The sequence below is a fragment of the Pseudomonas sp. GW821-FHT03C07 genome, from assembly GCF_059420925.1.
On the sequence record NZ_JBWKUQ010000015.1, the window covers coordinates 1 to 16820 of the forward strand.

Here is a 16820-nt window from a genome sequence, read left to right on the forward strand (position 1 = left end):
AGTCATAAACATACCCGTTTGCCTATCCCTTATCTTAAGGGGGGAACGGTGTCCTGTCTTTCATGGGGCTCGTTCAGAAGGTACAAACGCCCCGCGCGCTCATGCTTTGAGTTTGAGAGTGAGGATTACAGCTCTCTTGAAAACGACTACTGCCAGGCCGATTGTTGGCTGCGCAGTACCTGGCCAACCATCTCTCTCAGCCACTTGTTCTGAGGGTCTCGATGAAATCGGTCATGCCAGTACAGATCAATCTCGAACGAGGGTATTTGCAGAGGCAGAGGGTGTAGGACGAGAGGATAAAAACGCGCCAAGGTTTTACCCAAGGCAATAGGCAGCGTCCATATCATGTCGGTATCCAGCAGCAAGTGCGGACCGGACAAGAACTGAGGGGTGCGCATTTTAATGCAGTCTCTGCCACCCGCATCGATCAGGGCACGCTCCAGTGCCTGGTGACCACTACCCCCGGATTCCACCAACAAATGCTCACTGGTGACAAAGGCTTCAGGGCTTAAGCCGCAATGTGCCAAGGGGTGGTCTTTGCGCATGGCGCAGACATAATGCTGAGAAAAAACCGGTGTACGGTGAATGTCAGTCTGAAGGGTCGGCATAAAGCCGAGTGCCAAGTCGATCCGGCCAGTGGACAGGCCATTGAGCGTCTCATCCATCCCACCCCCGACGGTGTGTATTCGCGCTTGAGGTGCAACCCTGGACAATTCACTCAAGATGGGGGGCAAACAAACGACTTCGCCAATATCGCGCATTCTGAAGATAAATGATTTTTCACAGTTTTTCGGATCAAACGCCGGCATTTGGCATCCGGCCTCCCTGACCATCGCAAGGGAGGCCAACAGTCGCGGCGCGATATGGACGCAAAACGGAGTGGGTTCCATTCGGCGACCGACCAGCGTAAACAACCTGTCACCATAATCATTTCGTAACCGCTTGAGCGAACCGCTGACGGCTGCCTGCGTGACACCCAGATTCTGCGCCGCAATTGAAGCTGAGTGGTCTCGCCACAACGCCTCAAACGTATAGAGCAGATTCAAATCCTTCATCACAACGCCTTGACTGATGTCCGGAAATCAAAACACTGCACTCGCCAGCAAAGCGTCGTGGGCTCCAACCGGCAAGTGCAGTAAAACTGGCACTCATGAGTGTTATGCAGTCGCGTGGATAACATCACTGGCAGATGCGCTACTGTGCAGCGGTGAAAGATCAATGTGAATTCGATAATCATTGATCAAGCGGGAAGCATTGAAGTGAACGACGACACAGCAAGGAACATTGATAACCGTGCCGTCATGCTTTGTATAATACGTATCAAAGCGCATTATTGTTGTGTCGCCTTCGCTCCACACGCCTTGAAGAACATGTTTCAGAGAGGCTATTTGAGTAAAAAATAACTCAATCGCCTCCCCGACAACTTTTTTCCCCTTCATTTCCGGGGGATTGCCAAACCGAAACACGACATCATCAGCCAGATAACTCAAAAAACCTTCAATCGACATCCGATCGACACTTTCAAACATACCTGTCAATTCATGGTTCATTGCACGCCTCATTTCTTGTTTTTGTTTTTTCATTTCTGGTCGCTGCGGTGAATCTTATGCCGCTTTGCTGACCTTGTTACGGATGGCTTGCAGGGTGGATCGCACGGCGCTCAGGTAGGACGTCTGCATGCCGGTTGAGAACTCGACTTCCTTCTCGCTGCCCGCCGATACGCCCGGCAGGGAGAAATGGAAGGAGAAGCGCAGGAACAGTTCGCCATCCTCTTCCTCGATGACGTTCTTGATCAGACCACGGGCATTACCGGAGAGGCGCACGAACTCGACTTGCTGCTCTTCAGTAAGCAGGACCATTTCCTGAAGGCGCTCACCGTAAAGCACCACTTCGCGGATAAAGGTATTGCCCTGGTCCTCAACGACATTACATTCGGTAATGGCATCAACGAACGGCACCGCATTGCGAGCCTTGCTCACCAACCCTTCCCATACCTGGCTGCGGTTCAGGTTCACACCGTCCGACTCCTCAGGGGCATTGACTTTCAAGCGACGACTTACATTGATCATGGGGTACTCCGGGGGTTCAGGTTCAAAAGTGACCGACTCCCTGTCGAGTGTCAGGGACAGTCTGTCAGGAGTCTCAAACGGTGAGATAACCACCGTCTACGGCCATTGCCGTACCGGTCACAAAACTGGCGTCATCGGACAGCAGCCATAGCGCAGCCTTGGCGATTTCTTCCGGTTTTCCGAAACGACCGATAGAGTGTCGTTCGCGCAATGCAGCGAACTGTTTTGCAAAATTCGGCTCTTCACTCGCACGCACGATCATCGGCGTTTCGATGATGCCTGGCATGATTGCGTTGACCCGGATATTGAGGGTGCCGTAGTCGACGGCGGCAGCCTTGGTCAAACCGACCACCCCATGCTTGGCAGCGATATAGTCCGACGCAGCGGCAATCGCTACCGAGCCCAGGGACGAAGCGGTATTCACGATGGCGCCACCGCCACTGTTCAACATGGCGCGGATCTGATGCTTCATGCAGTAGAAAACACCGGTCAGGTCGATGCGGATAATGCGATCCCACGCCGCAGACGAGATTTCATGCAGAGGCAAATTGCTTTGCTCGACCCCTGCATTGTTGAACGCGCCATGCAGACAGCCAAATCGAGTGACGACATCATCGACTGCTGCGGCCACAGCATCTTCGTCGGTAACGTCGCAGGGGATTGAATAAACCTTGCCGCCGGCAACCGTGACAGCACTGGCGGTTTCTTCGATGCCTGCGGTATCGCGATCAAGCAGCACAACCCTCGCGCCCGCTTTGGCAAAAGCCAGTGCCGAAGCACGGCCAATTCCGCCCGAGGCGCCAGTGATAATGATGTTCCGGTCGTCAAGGTTGCTCATATCCACACTCTCGTTTTGTAATGCCACTTACTGTATTTACCGGGGCAACGATCGAGAATCCCGTAAAACCACCAAAGACTGTTGCGCTGTTGCACCAATCAGCGGCGGGTCAAATCCAGCGCCACATCGACGATCATGTCCTCTTGCCCACAGACCATTTTTCGCCGAACCAATTCGACCAGGATGTCGACGGTACGCAACCCGTAGCGCTGGGCAGCCGCTTCGGCATGGCGAAGGAAGCTTGAGTAAACGCCGGCACAACCCAATGCCAGCGTTTCGCGATCAACGCGCACTGGACGGTCCTGCAGGGGACGAATGATGTCATCGGCGGCATCCATCAGGGTGTACAGATCGGTGCCATGGTTCCAGCCCAGGCGCTCGGCTGCGGCGATGAACACCTCCAATGGTGTGTTGCCTGCACCGGCCCCCATTCCAGCCAGACTGGCGTCAACGCGATCACAACCCTGACCACCGCGACGATGGAGTTGGCAACGCCCAAGCTCAGGTTGTGGTGGGCATGGATACCCGTCTTCGCATGGGGGGCGAGAACATTTTTCAACGCCCGGAATCAGTCGCGCACGTCGCCCATATTCAGCCCTCCCGGAGTCGACCACATAGATGCAGTTAGCACCGTAGCTTTCCATCAGCTTGCCCTGCTGCACCACCCCTTGGGAGGGCTACATATGGCTCATCATCAAGAAGCCAACCACATCCATGTCCAGCTTTCGTGCGTATCCGTTGGTCCTACGCCCACTTCCATTGAAAATTGGGGTGGCTTGTAGTCGCGGAGCGATAGCTTCAGTGATATGAAAGGACAGAAGAAAAAATCGGAGCCGGACTCGCCGGCCCCATTCCTTTCAGTCAATCAGACTAATAAGGTTGAAAACCTATTACACGCTCAAGCACAGATACTTGATTTCCAGATAGTCTTCGATGCCGTACTTGGAGCCTTCACGGCCCAGGCCCGAGGCCTTGATGCCACCGAACGGCGCGACTTCGTTGGAGATCAACCCGGTGTTGACGCCGACCATGCCGTATTCCAGGGCTTCCGCCACGCGGAATACACGGCCCAGGTCGCGAGCATAGAAGTACGAAGCCAGGCCGAACTCGGTGTTGTTGGACATCGCGATCACCTCGGCTTCGTCTTTGAAGCGGAACAGTGGAGCCAGTGGACCAAAGGTTTCTTCCTTGGCCACGGCAGCGCTCTTCGGTACGTTGACCAGAATGGTCGGCTCGAAGAAGTTGCCTTCGATGGTGTTGCCACCGGCCAGTACCTGGGCGCCTTTGCTCAAGGCGTCGGCGATGTGTTCTTTGACCTTGGCCACGGCTTTTTCGTCGATCAGCGGACCAGTGGTGGTACCGGCTTCCAGACCGTTGCCGATCTTCAGTTTGGCGACAGCCACTTTCAGCTTCTCGGCGAATGCGTCGTAAACGCCGTCCTGAATGTACAGACGGTTGGCGCAGACGCAAGTCTGGCCGTTGTTGCGGTACTTGGAAATGATCGCGCCTTCGACGGCCTTATCCAGGTCCGCGTCGTCGAACACGATGAACGGCGCGTTGCCGCCCAGTTCCAGGGACACTTTCTTGATGTCCTTGGCGCATTCGGCCATCAGTTGACGACCGATTTCGGTCGAACCGGTGAAGGACAGCTTGCGTACGATCGGGTTGCTGGTCAGCTCGGTACCGATGTCGCCGGCGCTGCCGGAAACAACGCTGAACACGCCAGCCGGGATACCGGCACGCTGGGCCAGTTCGGCTAGGGCAAAAGCGGAGTACGGGGTTTGCGAAGCAGGCTTGAGCACCATGGTGCAACCGGCGGCCAGGGCCGGGCCGGCTTTACGGGTGATCATCGCAGCCGGGAAGTTCCACGGAGTGATCGCAGCGGTCACGCCGATTGGCTGCTTGATCACGATCAGGCGCTTGTCTGGCTGGTGGCCCGGAATCACGTCACCGTAGATGCGCTTGGCTTCTTCGGCGAACCATTCGATGAAGGACGCGGCGTAAACGATTTCGCCCTTGGCTTCGGCCAACGGTTTGCCCTGCTCCAGAGTCATCAGGCGAGCCAGGTCGTCCTGGTTTTCAATGATCAGTTCGAACCAGCGGCGCAGCTTGTTCGCACGCTCTTTGGCGGTCAGTGCACGCCAGGCCGGCAGCGCTTTGTCAGCGGCTTCGATCGCACGGCGGGTTTCGGCTGCGCCCATTTTCGGCACGGTGCCCAGAATTTCGCCCGTTGCCGGGTTGGTGACGTTGATCGTCTGACCATTGTCCGCATCGACCCAAGCGCCATCAATGAAGGCTTGCTGGCGGAACAACTGAGTGTCTTTAAGCTGCATGACGTTTCCTTTTCTGAATGAGGGGTTGGCGAGCGTTGGCTTAAACCAAAGCGCTACGTCTTTTCAGCTCATGGTTCAGAATGAAATCGTTCTCGGAATAATCCACCGGGCAATCGATAACGTGCACACCCGGCTCACTGATGCAGCGCTGCAGTAGCGGCAAGAAGCCTTCGGCGCTTTCCACCCGGTGGCCCTTGGCACCATAGCTTCGCGCATACATGACGAAATCCGGGTTGCCGTAGTCCAGCCCAAAATCAGTGAACCCCATGTTGGACTGCTTCCAACGGATCATGCCGTAGCCATCATCGCGTAGGATGATGACCGTCAGGTTCATCTTCAAACGTACGGCGGTTTCCAGCTCCTGGCTGTTCATCATGAAGCCGCCGTCACCGCACACAGCTACCACAGGACGATCCGGATAGACCAAATGTGAAGCCATCGCCGAAGGCAGGCCCGCACCCATCGTTGCCAAGGCATTGTCTAACAGTACGGTGTTGGGTTTATGTGCCTTGTAGTTGCGCGCGAACCAGATTTTGTAGATACCGTTATCCAGAGCCACGATGCCTTCGGAGGGCATGGCACGACGCACGTCGGCGACAAAGCGCTGCGGGTAGATCGGGAAACGGTTGTCGTCCGCGCCCTCGATCACTTGGGCCTCGTTGGATTCACGGATCGTCATAAGGCGGGTGAAGTCCCAGTGTGAAGTGTCATTCAAGGACTCGCCGATCTGCCAAACAGCATTGGCGATATCGCCGATCACTTCGACCTGTGGGAAGTAGACCGGATCGACCTCGGCGGAGCGGAAGTTGATGTGGATGACTTCGGTGCCGCCACGGACCATGAAAAATGGCGGTTTCTCAATCACGTCGTGGCCAATGTTTACGATCAGATCAGCCGCCTCGACGGCACGGTGCACGAAGTCGCCGGAAGACAGTGCGGCATTGCCAAGGAAGCGTGGATGACGCTCATCTACCACGCCTTTGCCCATCTGAGTGGTGACAAAAGGGATGCCGGTCTTGTCGATCAGTTGCTTGAGTACCTTGGCAGTCATCTTGCGATTGGCGCCGGCACCAATCACGAGGATCGGGCTACGGGCTGTCTGCAATTTCTCGACTGCGGCCTCGATGGCCTTGTGTTCGGCCAGTGGGCGACGATGCAGGCTCGGAGGAATTGGCCGGCTTTCGGTCTGCTCCGCGGCGATGTCCTCGGGAAGTTCAAGATGAACCGCTCCGGGCTTTTCTTCCTCAGCAAGGCGGAAGGCTTCACGCACACGCGAGGGAATGTTGTCAGCGGACGCCAACTGGTGGGTGTACTTGGTCAGCGGTTGCATCATCCCAACAACATCAAGAATCTGGAAACGGCCCTGCTTGGACTTTTTGATTGGCTTCTGCCCGGTAATCATGAGCATTGGCATTCCACCCAAGTAGGCATAGGCGCCAGCAGTGACCAGGTTCGTAGCGCCAGGGCCAAGGGTCGATAAGCTGACTCCCGTTTTGCCGGTTAACCGGCCATAGGTTGCCGCCATGAAACCAGCCGATTGCTCATGTCGAGTGAGAACGAGCCGGATGTTGGAGCGCCTGAGTGATTCAAGTAAATCCAGGTTCTCTTCACCAGGAATCCCGAACACGAACTCTACGCCCTCATTCTCGAGGCACTGCACTACGACGTCTGAAGCCTTGAGCATTTCACTCTCCTCTAAAATCATGTATCCGCGCTTGAGGTGCAATCTTGGACAATTCGCTTACGATGGCGGGGAACCTAACGACTTCGCCAACGTTGCGCATTCTGATGGTAAATGTCTTTTCACAACGTTTCGGATCAAACACCGGCATTTGGCTTCCAGCCTCCCTGACCATCGCAAGGGAGGCCAACAGTCGCGGCGCGATGTGGACACAAAACGGTGTGGGTTCCATTCGGCGACCTACCAGAGTAAACAACCTGTCACCTTAGTCGTTTCGTAACCGCTTGAGCGCCCCGCTGACGGCTGCCTGCGTAACACCCAGATTCTGCGCCGCTATTGAAGCGGAGTGGTCTCGCCACAACGCTTCAAAGGTATAGAGCAGATTTAGATCTTTCATCACAGCGCCCTGACTGACATTCAGAAACCAAAACACTGCACTTGCCAGCAAAGCGACGTGGGCTTCGACCGGCAGGTGCAGTAAAACTGGAATTCTTGAGTGTTATGCGGACGCGTGGATAACTCAACGTCGTGTCAGGTCCAGTGCCACATCGACGATCATGTCCTCTTGACCACCGACCATTTTTCGCCGTCCCAATTCGACCAGGATGTCGACGGTACGCAACCCGTAGCGCTGGGCCGCCGCTTCGGCATGACGCAGGAAGCTGGAATAAACGCCTGCATAACCCAGCGCCAGCGTCTCGCGATCTACCCGCACCGGACGGTCCTGCAGCGGACGGATGATGTCATCGGCGGCATCCATCAAGGTGTAGAGGTCGGTGCCATGATTCCAGCCCAGTCGCTCGGCGGCAGCGATGAACACCTCCAATGGCGCGTTGCCCGCCCCCGCCCCCATGCCAGCCAGGCTGGCGTCAATGCGGTCACAGCCCTCTTCCACCGCGACGATGGAGTTGGCCACGCCCAGGCTTAAGTTGTGGTGGGCGTGCATGCCGGTTTCGGTTTCCGGCTTGAGCACCGCCTTGAACGCACGGAAACGCTCGCGGATGTCCTGCATGTTCATCGCCCCACCGGAATCGGCCATGTACACGCAGGTCGCGCCGTAGCTCTCCATCAACTTGGCTTGGGCAGCCAACTGCTCGGCCGGAATCATGTGGCTCATCATCAGGAAACCGACGGTGTCCATGCCCAGCTCGCGGGCATATTCGATGTGCTGTTTCGACACGTCCGCCTCGGTGCAATGGGTGGCGATGCGCACCACCCGGGCACCGGCGTTGTAGGCTGCTTTCAGGTCATGCACGGTGCCGATGCCGGGCAACAACAAGGTGGTTATCTTGGCGTGGCTGATCACGTCGGCCGCGGCCTCGATCCACTCAAGGTCGGTGTGCGCAGCGAAGCCATAGTTGAAGCTTGAGCCTTGCAGGCCATCGCCATGGGCGACTTCGATCGAGTCAACCTTGGCTTTGTCCAGGGCGCGGGCAATATCCTGCACGTTTTGCAGCGAATACTGATGGCGAATGGCATGGCTGCCATCGCGCAGGGTGACGTCGGAGATGTAGAGTTTTTTACCGGGATTAAAGGTCATGTCGGTCTCCTCAGGCGTTCAGCATCGACTGCGCCATGCGCTCGGCGGTGGCCAAGGCAGCGGAAGTCATGATGTCGAGGTTGCCGGCATAGGCTGGCAGGTAGTGGGCGGCACCTTCGACTTCGAGGAACACTGAAGTCTTGAGCCCGGAGAACTTTCCGAGGCCGGGGATGTTCAGCGGGGCGTCTTCCGGGATCACGTCGAACTGGACTTTTTGCTTCAGGCGATAGCCCGGTACATAGGCCTGTACGGCGGCAGCCATCTCGACGATAGAGGCTTCGACCAGCGCCTGATCAGCGGCTTCGGACAGCACAAACACCGTGTCACGCATCATCAGCGGCGGTTCGGCCGGGTTCATCACGATGATCGCCTTGCCCTTGGCTGCGCCGCCGATCGCTTCGATAGCCTTGGAGGTGGTTTCGGTGAATTCGTCAATGTTGGCACGAGTGCCAGGACCCGCGGACTTGCTGGCGATCGAGGCGACAATTTCGGCATAGTGCACCTTGGCCACGCGTGATACCGCTGCGACCATGGGGATGGTCGCCTGGCCACCGCAGGTAACCATGTTGACGTTGAGTTGGCCGAGATTCTGTTCCAGATTGACCACCGGCACGCAATACGGGCCGATGGCTGCAGGTGTCAGGTCGATCAGACGGATGCCGGGTTTGATCGAGCGCAGGAAGGCATCGTTTTTCACGTGGGCGCCGGCCGAGGTGGCATCGAAGACGAAATCGATGTCCTTGAACACGTCCATGCGGGTCAGGCCTTCAACACCTTCATGGGTCACCGCCACGCCCATGCGTTGGGCGCGGGCCAAGCCGTCGGAAGCCGGGTCGATGCCGACCATGGCGGCCATTTTCAGGTGTTTGCCGTGACGCAAAATCTTGATCATCAGGTCGGTGCCGATGTTGCCCGAGCCGATGATGGCGACGCTGATTGGATTACTCATTGTTATTGTGTCCTGTCGTTGCACACAGCCTGGGATCAGGCGTTACCACGCCGGCGTTCGGCAAGTGTCTTGCCACCCGCAGCCCACTGGGTTTCGGGAATCTCTTGAAGCAGCACGCGTACGCTATCTACGGGCACATCGAGGCTTTGCGCGATGGCCTGGGTGACGTTGACCAACAGTGCATGCTTCTTCTCTTCACTGCGGCCCTCGGCGAGGTGGATCATGGCGATAGGCATGGTCGATAGCTCCGGATCAACGCTGGCTGGACGAGGTGAAGCGCATGGAGACGCTACCCAAATGCTGGTAGCGGACGGTGATGTTGTCCCCGGCAGCAACGGCAATGGCTTCAGTGATACCACCGGTCATGATGAAACAGCCCGCCGGTAGTTCACGCCCCTTGGCGCCGAGCATGTTGGCCAGCATGGCGACGCTCTGCGCCGGGTGCCCAAGCACCGCGGCGCCGGCACCGGTGGCGACCACTTCGCCGTTCTTCTCCAGCACCACGCCCAGGCATTTGAGGTCGATTCCCTGCACACCGCACATCTGCCCGCCGGTGACGAAGCGCGCCGAAGAGGTGTTGTCGGCAATGACGCTCTTGAGATCGAAGCGGAAGTTCTCATAGCGCGAGTCGATCACTTCAACTGCCGGCAAAATAAAATCGGTAGCTGCCAATACGTTTCCAACATGCACGCCCGGTCCCTTGAGCGGATGCTTGAGGACAAAGGCGATCTCGGCCTCGACTTTGGGATGGATCAACCCGTCAACATCGATAGCCGCGCCGTCCAGGCAAGAGCCGTAGTCCGTAAGGAAGCCGTGGATCGGCTCAGTGACCCCCATTTGCTTCATTTTTGCGAAAGAGGTCAGGCCCATTTTCAGGCCGGCGATACGTACACCGCGAGACTCCTTGCGCTGGCGAATGGAGTCCTGGATGGCGTAGGCGTCTTCCCAGCCCATGTCCGGGTGGGCGTCGGTAATCTTGGCCACCGCCTCGCGGTTGAGCTCGGCGTTTTCCAGGTGTTCGGCCAGTTGGGCGATAGTGCTTGCAGAGAGATTCATAAAGGTTTCCTTCAAACGAAACGAACGGAGGCCGAGCCGATGCCGCCCAGACTGATGCGCAATTGATCACCGGCCTTGACCGGCACCATGGCCGCCAGTGAACCAGAGAGGATGACTTCGCCCTTATTCAGGCCAATGCCAAGTTGACCGAGTTTGTTAGCCAACCAGGCCACGGCATTCGCCGGATGGCCGAGGGCCGCAGCACCGGCGCCAGTGGCAACCACTTCACCGTTCTTTTCCAGGGTCATGCCGACACAGGCCAGGTCAACGTCACGCGGGGCCACGCCCTGCCCGCCCAGGACGAAAGCCCCGGCGGAAGCGTTGTCGGCGACGGTGTCCTGGATACGGATCTTCCAGTCACGGATGCGCGAATCGACGATCTCGAAGCACGGCATCACATAGTCAGTAGCCCGTAAAACATCAGCCACGGTGATACCAGGGCCATGCAGGTCTTCCTTGAGCACGAAAGCGATTTCGCCTTCGGCCTTGGGGGCGATCAAACCGTCGATGGCGATGGCGGCGCCGTCGGCATAGAGCATGTCCGAGAGCAGATGACCGAAGTCCGGTTGATCGACGCCGAGCATGTCCATCACCACTTTGCTGGTGACGCCGATCTTTTTTCCGATGACTCTCTGGCCGTCGTCAAGACGTCGCTGGATCATCGACAGCTGTACCTCATAGGCCTGCTCCAGCGTCATGTCCGGGTAGGTGTCGGTCAGCGGCGCCAGAGCCTGGCAGTTGCTGAGGGCCTGGTGCAGTTGCTGGCCGAGAACGTGGACCTCTTGCTTATTCATGAATGGCTCCTTACAGCCGCACGCAGACGTTGCGCAGCTCGGTGTAGAACTCAAGCGAATGCACGCCCCCCTCACGGCCGATACCCGACTGTTTGGCGCCGCCGAAGGCGGTACGCAGGTCGCGCAGGAACCATGAGTTGATCCAGCAGACACCCACGTCCAGCGCGCTGCCCAGGCGATGGGCGACCTGCAGGTTGCTGGTCCACACGCTGGCCGCCAGGCCATAGGGTGTGTCGTTAGCCAGACGGACGACTTCTTCTTCGGTATCAAAGGGGGCGATATGGCAAACCGGGCCGAAGATTTCCTCGCGAACCACGGCCGAGGTTTCCGAAAGACCGGTCCAGATCGTCGGCTCGAACCAGGCCCCTTCGGCCAGGTGTTCCGGTACCTGGGCAATGCCACCGCCGTGGACCACCGTGGCACCGTCGGCGACCGCCTGACGGCAATAAGAGAGAATTTTTTCGCGGTGACCGAGCGAGATCACTGGTCCCATGGTGCTGTCGTGCTGGTTCGGGTCACCCACTTTGATGCCTTCTGCGTGGGCCTTGAATGCAGCGACAAAGCGCTCGAACAGCGGACGCTGCACGTAGATGCGCTCGGTCCCTAGGCAGACCTGACCGCTGTTCTCGAACACGGCGCGCCCCAATCCTTTGACGGCCTTTTCCAGGTCCGCATCGGCGAAAACGATGCCGGCGTTCTTGCCGCCCAGTTCCAGCGATACCGGGCGGATACCCTTGGCTGCGGCTTTCATGATGATCTCGCCCGTGCCGGTTTCACCGGTGAAGGTGACACCATTGACCTCTGGGTGAGCGGTGAGGAAGGCACCAGCCGAGTCACCGCCGAAACCATGCACCACGTTGTACACACCCGGTGGCACGCCGGCCTCATTCATGACCTCGGCGAGCAGTGTGGCAGTGGCCGGTGTCTCTTCAGAGGGTTTAACCACCACAGTATTGCCACAGGCAAGGGCCGGCCCGACCTTCCAGGTCATCAGCAACAGCGGCAGATTCCAGGGACAAACAACAGCGATGACACCACGCGGTGCTCGCACGCTGTAGTTCACCGCCTTGCCGCCGTCAGGGGTGTCCATCACAAAACTTTCGGTCGGTACATTCTTTATCAGGTCGGCGAACACCTTGAAGTTGGCCGCACCACGGGGAATGTCCAAGTGCCCGGCGAGTGCGCGGGGTTTGCCGGTATCGGCCACTTCGGCAGCCACAAACTCTTCATGGCGACGTTCGATGCCATCCGCCACTTTGTGCAACAGGGCCGTTCGCTGGGCGACGGTCATGCTGCCCCAAGGGCCTTTCAATGCATCGCGTGCAGCTCGTACGGCGGCATCGACCTCAGCTTTGCCGGCCTCATGCACCAAGCCGATCAGACTGTTATCGGCCGGGTTTCGGTTCTCGAAGGTACGGGCGCTACTCACCCATTCACCATTGATGAAATGGCGGAATTCTTTCGCAGGCATAAGGTATTCCTTCTTGTTTTAGAGTGTTGGAGCGCTGGTTTCGGGGTCGCCCGCCGTCAGGTATTCCCACATGCGCTCGTAAATTCGGCCGCTGGTGACAGCCCGTCGTGCGCAGGCCTGTGCGTCGAGTACCGGCCCTTGAGCGGCAAGACCTGCGCTGTGCAGTTGCAATTCAATTCGCGCGGCGTCTTCCAGGTACCAGGTCAACGTCAACGCTTCGATCAGCGACGCGCCAACGACGATGGCGCCGTTGCCACGCATGACCAGGGCGTTGCCCTGTCCTAATTGATTGGCCAGGGCGCTGGCCTGTTCGTCGCTGCGCAGCAGCTGCGGGTCGTCCCACAGCGGGATTGGCGACTGGAAATAGCTGCCCATTCCATGGCGAGGACGGGGTGTGAGCCTTGCGCAAGACAGGGTCATGACCTGGGCAGGCATGCTTCGAATCACTGCGTGGACATCCGGGCGGCGACGGTATATTTGCTGGTGGATGCGGACTTCACCCAGCACTCCGTCGGGCAATTCACCTTTGATCGGCACCACAACTCCTGACTCGCCCGGCCGGATCAAACCCATCGGTTGCGCTGCGCAAACCAGAAAGTGCTCCTCATCCAGCCGCAGGCTGCAGTGCCCATAGGCATGAACCAGACCAGCGCGGGCCAAGGCGCGCGCGGCCACCCGTACTTGCGATTGCTGATCGCGGCTGGGAGTTGGCAAGCGATTCACGATTTGAACTCCGGAATGTCTGGCTTGGCGCCCCACACGCAGAATCCCGCACCCTCCGCCGGAAACTGGCGAGGCTGGTGGCTTGCATCATTCTCCGGAGAGATCAAGCTGACCCCTGTCGAGTATTCGTAGGTCATGCCGTCAGGTCCCTCGAAATAGAGGAACATCGCGCCCGAGGTGGGGTGGCGGCCCGGACCGAAGAGGATGCGAATGCCCCGCTCAACCAGGAAGTAATAGGCGCGCATCAAGTCATCGACGGTTTCCACCTGGTGGTTGATGTGTTGCACGCCGGGATGGGACGAAGGGAACAATGCGATTTTGTGGTGAACCTCGTCGATGCGCAGTAACGGCGCCTCGCCAATTCGGTCACTTACCCTGGCGTTTGCCAGCTGAGTCCAGAACAGTTCGTCACGCCGGGCATTCATGGTGCGCAAGCCAATGTGGCTGAAACCGGTGATGCCCGCATCGCGGCTTGGGAAATAGCGTCGCCCGCTGGCAAGGGGACGCAACACCAGTTCGATGTTGTTGCCGCTGGGATCCTTGAAGCGAACGAAGTCGTCGACATAGCGCACTTCAGCGTCTGCACGCGAGCCATGCTGCACGTCGAATTCATGATGCTCGAGCAACACCGCTGCGTCTTCCAGATCTTGCGCCGTCCTGACCTCGAACGCTGTCGTGGTTTCCTGCGGATCGCCTTCGTAATAGCAGAGCGTGTGGTCACGACTGTCCGATCGGAAATACACCGCGCCGTTGGCTTCTCGGGCGACCTGCAGCCCGAGAATCTGAGTGGCGTAGCGACGCGCGTCATCCAGATTCGCGGTTCCCAACCGTATGTATCGAATGTCATGCAGGTTGATCATGAGGGATGTCCTCTTATTTATTGTTGTCTGGGATTCATCTTCCCGTTGACCAGTAAATAAAAGAAGCAAATATTAGTTATTCGCACTATCTGAAATACTTATACAGATATCACCACCAGCCACCTGTTTTCTGGAGCAAAAAAAATGCCCCGTATCAGTAGATACGAGGCATTGGCACCAACGGATTAGGTTACCCGATTGCCTCTTTGGCAATGTCTGAAGTGCCCATCAGCGTACTCACCTCACCCACTGTTTTATTCCTTGGCATGGAGATCACGAACAAGGCGGAAATGACGTAGAAGCCGGCGCAGACCATCAGTCCCGCAGCCAGGCTATAAAAGCTGGCAATGCCACTGAGCAGCAAGGGGGCAAAAGCTGCTAACCCGCGGCCTGCATTGAAACAGAAGCCCGCCCCCAGCGTTCGCACCCGGACGGGGTACATCTCGCCGAAGTAAGAGCCGAACAATCCTGCAAACACCATGAAAAATGCGTACCCCGCCCCTATCCAGATCAGCGATTGGGTCTGGACGGTATAGACGTAGACCAGCGCCATCGTTGATGTGAGTAGTAGCGATATGACAATCGTAAGCCACTTGCCAATGCGGTCAGCGATGAAACCGAATACGTTCAGGCCAAAGAAATTCCCTAGATGGAGTACCGCCATAAAGCTGGTCATCGACGCCACACTCAAGCCACGGTCCTGTATCAGGTAGGTGGGCAGCCACGTGCTGACTCCCCAGGAGCCAAGCAATGCAAAGCTGGCTGCAAGAGACCCCAGCAAGGTGTTACGAAGTAGTTCAGGCGAAAAAATCTCGCTGACGGATATCCGCTTCGCAGCCGTTCCCTGAGTATCGCGCTGAGCCTTCCAGGCCGGAGACTCCGGAATTAGAAAGTACACATAAATGATCGGCAGTATCACCGAGGCGCCGGACACGAAAAACATCAAACGCCATTCCGGCAGCATGAACTTTGCCGCCATGGCAGCCACGATGGCGCCAACCGGGAAGGCACTGATCACGAAGGATATGGCTCTGGCGCGTTGCGTGGGCGGCCACGTTTCGACGATATAAGCCGAGAGGATCGTCCATACCCCGCCAAGTCCAAGACCCGAGATAAATCTCAAGCCCATCAGTACGTAGAGATCATGAGCGAATGCAAAGAAACAGGTCAGTGCGCCGAAGATTGCCAGCGATACCATCAATGCCCTGCGCCGACCGAAGTTGTCGGAGTACCAGCCTGTGGCAACGCCGCTCACACCAATACCCAGCAATGTAGCGCTTGCCAGCGCTCCCACTTCATTGAGGCTCAGCCCCAGATCCTGACGGATAACGGGCAGAGCGAGCGTTAGCAGGATGATCTCCATTGCATCAAACAGGTAGGCGATAAATCCACCGATCAGTACATGCCACTTGGATATTCCAGTCACGATTTCACCTGATTTTAATTATTGGACAGTGATGTTTGTTCCGCGGGCTGCCATGTTGTTTATGGCAGCCTTGGAAAGAGGCAAAGTTCAGAATCGGTAAACGGCCTGCAGCCAGACTTTATTACCTTCGGCACGGTTCTCGACCAGCATCTCGTGCTGCACTTTCATGACAAACCCGATTGCCGGGGTTTGGTATTTGATCGAGGGGCCGATTGCGGCGACCTGACCACGGTTACCGTCCAGGTACGTCTGACCATTCTTCCCATCATCGCTGACCTGCTTATACAAATAGCCGTTCACGCCCACTTGCCATTCGGGAGTAATGTTGTAGCCAATGTTGTAGTCGGCGTTGAACTCACGGCCGGAACGATAGTGGGTAGCGGGGTTCTCACCATTGATCATATAAATGAGCTTGGCGCTGACCTCCAGTTTTTCCAACGGATAGGCGGTAAACGAATACCATGGCCCGTAAGCCCAGTAGTTTCGACCCGGGTTGAAAAGGCGGTCCTTGTCATAGGACCCCACAGGCGCAAACACATCCAGAGCGAGTATTTGGCTGTACCGTGGAGAGCTCCACCCCAATACAAATGGAGTTACCGTCAGATCGCCGATGCCCTCTTGATGATCGCTGCGATGAACTCGACCAGCAGGCGTATCGACATCGAACTTGACGTCGCCCTTGACCAAGGGCAAGGCAATGCGACTGGCCAGCTTGGCACCCAAAATCGAGTAGTCCTGATAGACGTAATCCACTCGCATCGACAGTGCTTGAACATCAAGGTCGAAGTTGTGAATACCTTGTTTTTGATTGCCATCGCCATCCAGCGTTTTATTCGCACTGTAGTCGGACAAGTAGAAAAACTCGGTAAAGCCTGGCGGTGGCATTTTTCCCGCGAGGACCGTATTCACACCCAGTGGATATGAGGTGCCGCCGCCCTCTGTTGCATGGGCAAGCGGAACGAAAAAAAGACCTATGCAGAGGGTGCTGATCCAGGTGTTTGATGCACGATGGGTATTTGATCTTAGTGTGTTCATCTCATGTTCCATTTTTATTTTTGTATTACGGAGGAGAATTTTTTT

Annotated in this window: 16 protein-coding genes and 2 pseudogenes; all 18 read right to left on the reverse strand. The window is 57.1% G+C overall.

The genetic code is table 11. The annotated features are described in order from the left end of the window. Positions 1–146: 146 nt before the first annotated feature. A complete protein-coding gene (locus AC07VG_RS24220; protein WP_495021996.1) occupies positions 147–1055 on the reverse strand; it encodes a LysR family transcriptional regulator in 909 nt (302 codons plus the stop codon). A gap of 102 nt (positions 1056–1157) precedes the next feature. Then, the gene (locus tag AC07VG_RS24225) at positions 1158–1550 is read right to left on the reverse strand and encodes a nuclear transport factor 2 family protein (protein WP_216743172.1); all 393 of its coding nucleotides are present in this window, start codon (positions 1548–1550) and stop codon (positions 1158–1160) included. Between the two features lie 54 nt (positions 1551–1604). After that, entirely contained in the window at positions 1605–2069 is a 465-nt protein-coding gene (locus tag AC07VG_RS24230; protein ID WP_495021997.1) for an SRPBCC family protein, read from the reverse strand. A 73-nt stretch (positions 2070–2142) separates the two neighbouring features. After that, a complete protein-coding gene (locus AC07VG_RS24235; protein WP_495021998.1) occupies positions 2143–2907 on the reverse strand; it encodes an SDR family NAD(P)-dependent oxidoreductase in 765 nt (254 codons plus the stop codon). A gap of 98 nt (positions 2908–3005) precedes the next feature. Continuing rightward, a pseudogene (gene dmpG, locus AC07VG_RS24240) lies at positions 3006–3656 on the reverse strand (4-hydroxy-2-oxovalerate aldolase); the annotation flags it as partial. A 141-nt stretch (positions 3657–3797) separates the two neighbouring features. Then, positions 3798–5240: an NADP-dependent succinate-semialdehyde dehydrogenase gene (gabD, locus tag AC07VG_RS24245; RefSeq protein ID WP_495021999.1), complete on the reverse strand. Its 1443-nt coding sequence runs from the start codon at positions 5238–5240 to the stop codon at positions 3798–3800. A gap of 40 nt (positions 5241–5280) precedes the next feature. After that, on the reverse strand, positions 5281–6924 hold the full coding sequence (locus tag AC07VG_RS24250; RefSeq protein ID WP_007938271.1) for an acetolactate synthase large subunit: 1644 nt from the start codon (positions 6922–6924) through the stop codon (positions 5281–5283). 7 nt (positions 6925–6931) lie between these two features. Further along, positions 6932–7318, reverse strand: a pseudogene (locus AC07VG_RS24255) (LysR family transcriptional regulator); the annotation flags it as partial. Positions 7319–7441: 123 nt separating this feature from the next. Beyond that, complete coding sequence (gene dmpG / locus AC07VG_RS24260; RefSeq protein ID WP_095966101.1) at positions 7442–8461, reverse strand: 4-hydroxy-2-oxovalerate aldolase; 1020 nt, start codon at positions 8459–8461, stop codon at positions 7442–7444. A gap of 10 nt (positions 8462–8471) precedes the next feature. Continuing rightward, positions 8472–9410: an acetaldehyde dehydrogenase (acetylating) gene (locus AC07VG_RS24265; RefSeq protein WP_216743074.1), complete on the reverse strand. Its 939-nt coding sequence runs from the start codon at positions 9408–9410 to the stop codon at positions 8472–8474. Positions 9411–9445: 35 nt separating this feature from the next. Further along, a complete protein-coding gene (locus AC07VG_RS24270; RefSeq protein WP_008055305.1) occupies positions 9446–9646 on the reverse strand; it encodes a 2-hydroxymuconate tautomerase family protein in 201 nt (66 codons plus the stop codon). A 16-nt stretch (positions 9647–9662) separates the two neighbouring features. Next, complete coding sequence (gene dmpH / locus AC07VG_RS24275) at positions 9663–10466, reverse strand: 2-oxo-3-hexenedioate decarboxylase (protein ID WP_495022000.1); 804 nt, start codon at positions 10464–10466, stop codon at positions 9663–9665. Positions 10467–10477: 11 nt separating this feature from the next. Then, on the reverse strand, positions 10478–11260 hold the full coding sequence (gene dmpE / locus AC07VG_RS24280; protein WP_495022001.1) for a 2-oxopent-4-enoate hydratase: 783 nt from the start codon (positions 11258–11260) through the stop codon (positions 10478–10480). 10 nt (positions 11261–11270) lie between these two features. Continuing rightward, positions 11271–12731 carry a 2-hydroxymuconic semialdehyde dehydrogenase gene (locus AC07VG_RS24285; protein WP_216743071.1) on the reverse strand — a complete coding sequence of 487 codons (1461 nt, stop codon included), beginning with the start codon at positions 12729–12731 and terminating at the stop codon, positions 11271–11273. A gap of 18 nt (positions 12732–12749) precedes the next feature. Further along, positions 12750–13454: a class II aldolase/adducin family protein gene (locus AC07VG_RS24290; protein ID WP_495022002.1), complete on the reverse strand. Its 705-nt coding sequence runs from the start codon at positions 13452–13454 to the stop codon at positions 12750–12752. Further along, complete coding sequence (locus tag AC07VG_RS24295; RefSeq protein ID WP_495022003.1) at positions 13451–14314, reverse strand: VOC family protein; 864 nt, start codon at positions 14312–14314, stop codon at positions 13451–13453. Before AC07VG_RS24295 ends, AC07VG_RS24290 begins: the two co-directional genes overlap by 4 nt. A gap of 190 nt (positions 14315–14504) precedes the next feature. Then, positions 14505–15740, reverse strand: a complete 1236-nt coding sequence (locus AC07VG_RS24300) for an MFS transporter (RefSeq protein WP_495022004.1) — start codon at positions 15738–15740, stop codon at positions 14505–14507. A gap of 87 nt (positions 15741–15827) precedes the next feature. Continuing rightward, a complete protein-coding gene (locus tag AC07VG_RS24305) occupies positions 15828–16775 on the reverse strand; it encodes a SphA family protein (RefSeq protein WP_495022005.1) in 948 nt (315 codons plus the stop codon). Between the last annotated feature and the right edge of the window lie 45 nt (positions 16776–16820).

Bases quoted from the DNA above. Each gene is read 5' to 3' on its own strand.
- AC07VG_RS24265 (WP_216743074.1), bottom strand. From the start codon at position 9,410: ATGAGTAATCCAATCAGCGTCGCCATCATCGGCTCGGGCAACATCGGC.
- AC07VG_RS24295 (WP_495022003.1), bottom strand. From the start codon at position 14,314: ATGATCAACCTGCATGACATTCGATACATACGGTTGGGAACCGCGAAT.
- dmpE (WP_495022001.1), bottom strand. From the start codon at position 11,260: ATGAATAAGCAAGAGGTCCACGTTCTCGGCCAGCAACTGCACCAGGCC.
- gabD (WP_495021999.1), bottom strand. From the start codon at position 5,240: ATGCAGCTTAAAGACACTCAGTTGTTCCGCCAGCAAGCCTTCATTGAT.
- AC07VG_RS24220 (WP_495021996.1), bottom strand. From the start codon at position 1,055: ATGAAGGATTTGAATCTGCTCTATACGTTTGAGGCGTTGTGGCGAGAC.
- AC07VG_RS24230 (WP_495021997.1), bottom strand. From the start codon at position 2,069: ATGATCAATGTAAGTCGTCGCTTGAAAGTCAATGCCCCTGAGGAGTCG.
- AC07VG_RS24270 (WP_008055305.1), bottom strand. From the start codon at position 9,646: ATGCCTATCGCCATGATCCACCTCGCCGAGGGCCGCAGTGAAGAGAAG.
- AC07VG_RS24305 (WP_495022005.1), bottom strand. From the start codon at position 16,775: ATGAACACACTAAGATCAAATACCCATCGTGCATCAAACACCTGGATC.
- dmpG (WP_095966101.1), bottom strand. From the start codon at position 8,461: ATGACCTTTAATCCCGGTAAAAAACTCTACATCTCCGACGTCACCCTG.
- AC07VG_RS24250 (WP_007938271.1), bottom strand. From the start codon at position 6,924: ATGCTCAAGGCTTCAGACGTCGTAGTGCAGTGCCTCGAGAATGAGGGC.
- AC07VG_RS24235 (WP_495021998.1), bottom strand. From the start codon at position 2,907: ATGAGCAACCTTGACGACCGGAACATCATTATCACTGGCGCCTCGGGC.
- AC07VG_RS24225 (WP_216743172.1), bottom strand. From the start codon at position 1,550: ATGAACCATGAATTGACAGGTATGTTTGAAAGTGTCGATCGGATGTCG.
- AC07VG_RS24285 (WP_216743071.1), bottom strand. From the start codon at position 12,731: ATGCCTGCGAAAGAATTCCGCCATTTCATCAATGGTGAATGGGTGAGT.
- dmpH (WP_495022000.1), bottom strand. From the start codon at position 10,466: ATGAATCTCTCTGCAAGCACTATCGCCCAACTGGCCGAACACCTGGAA.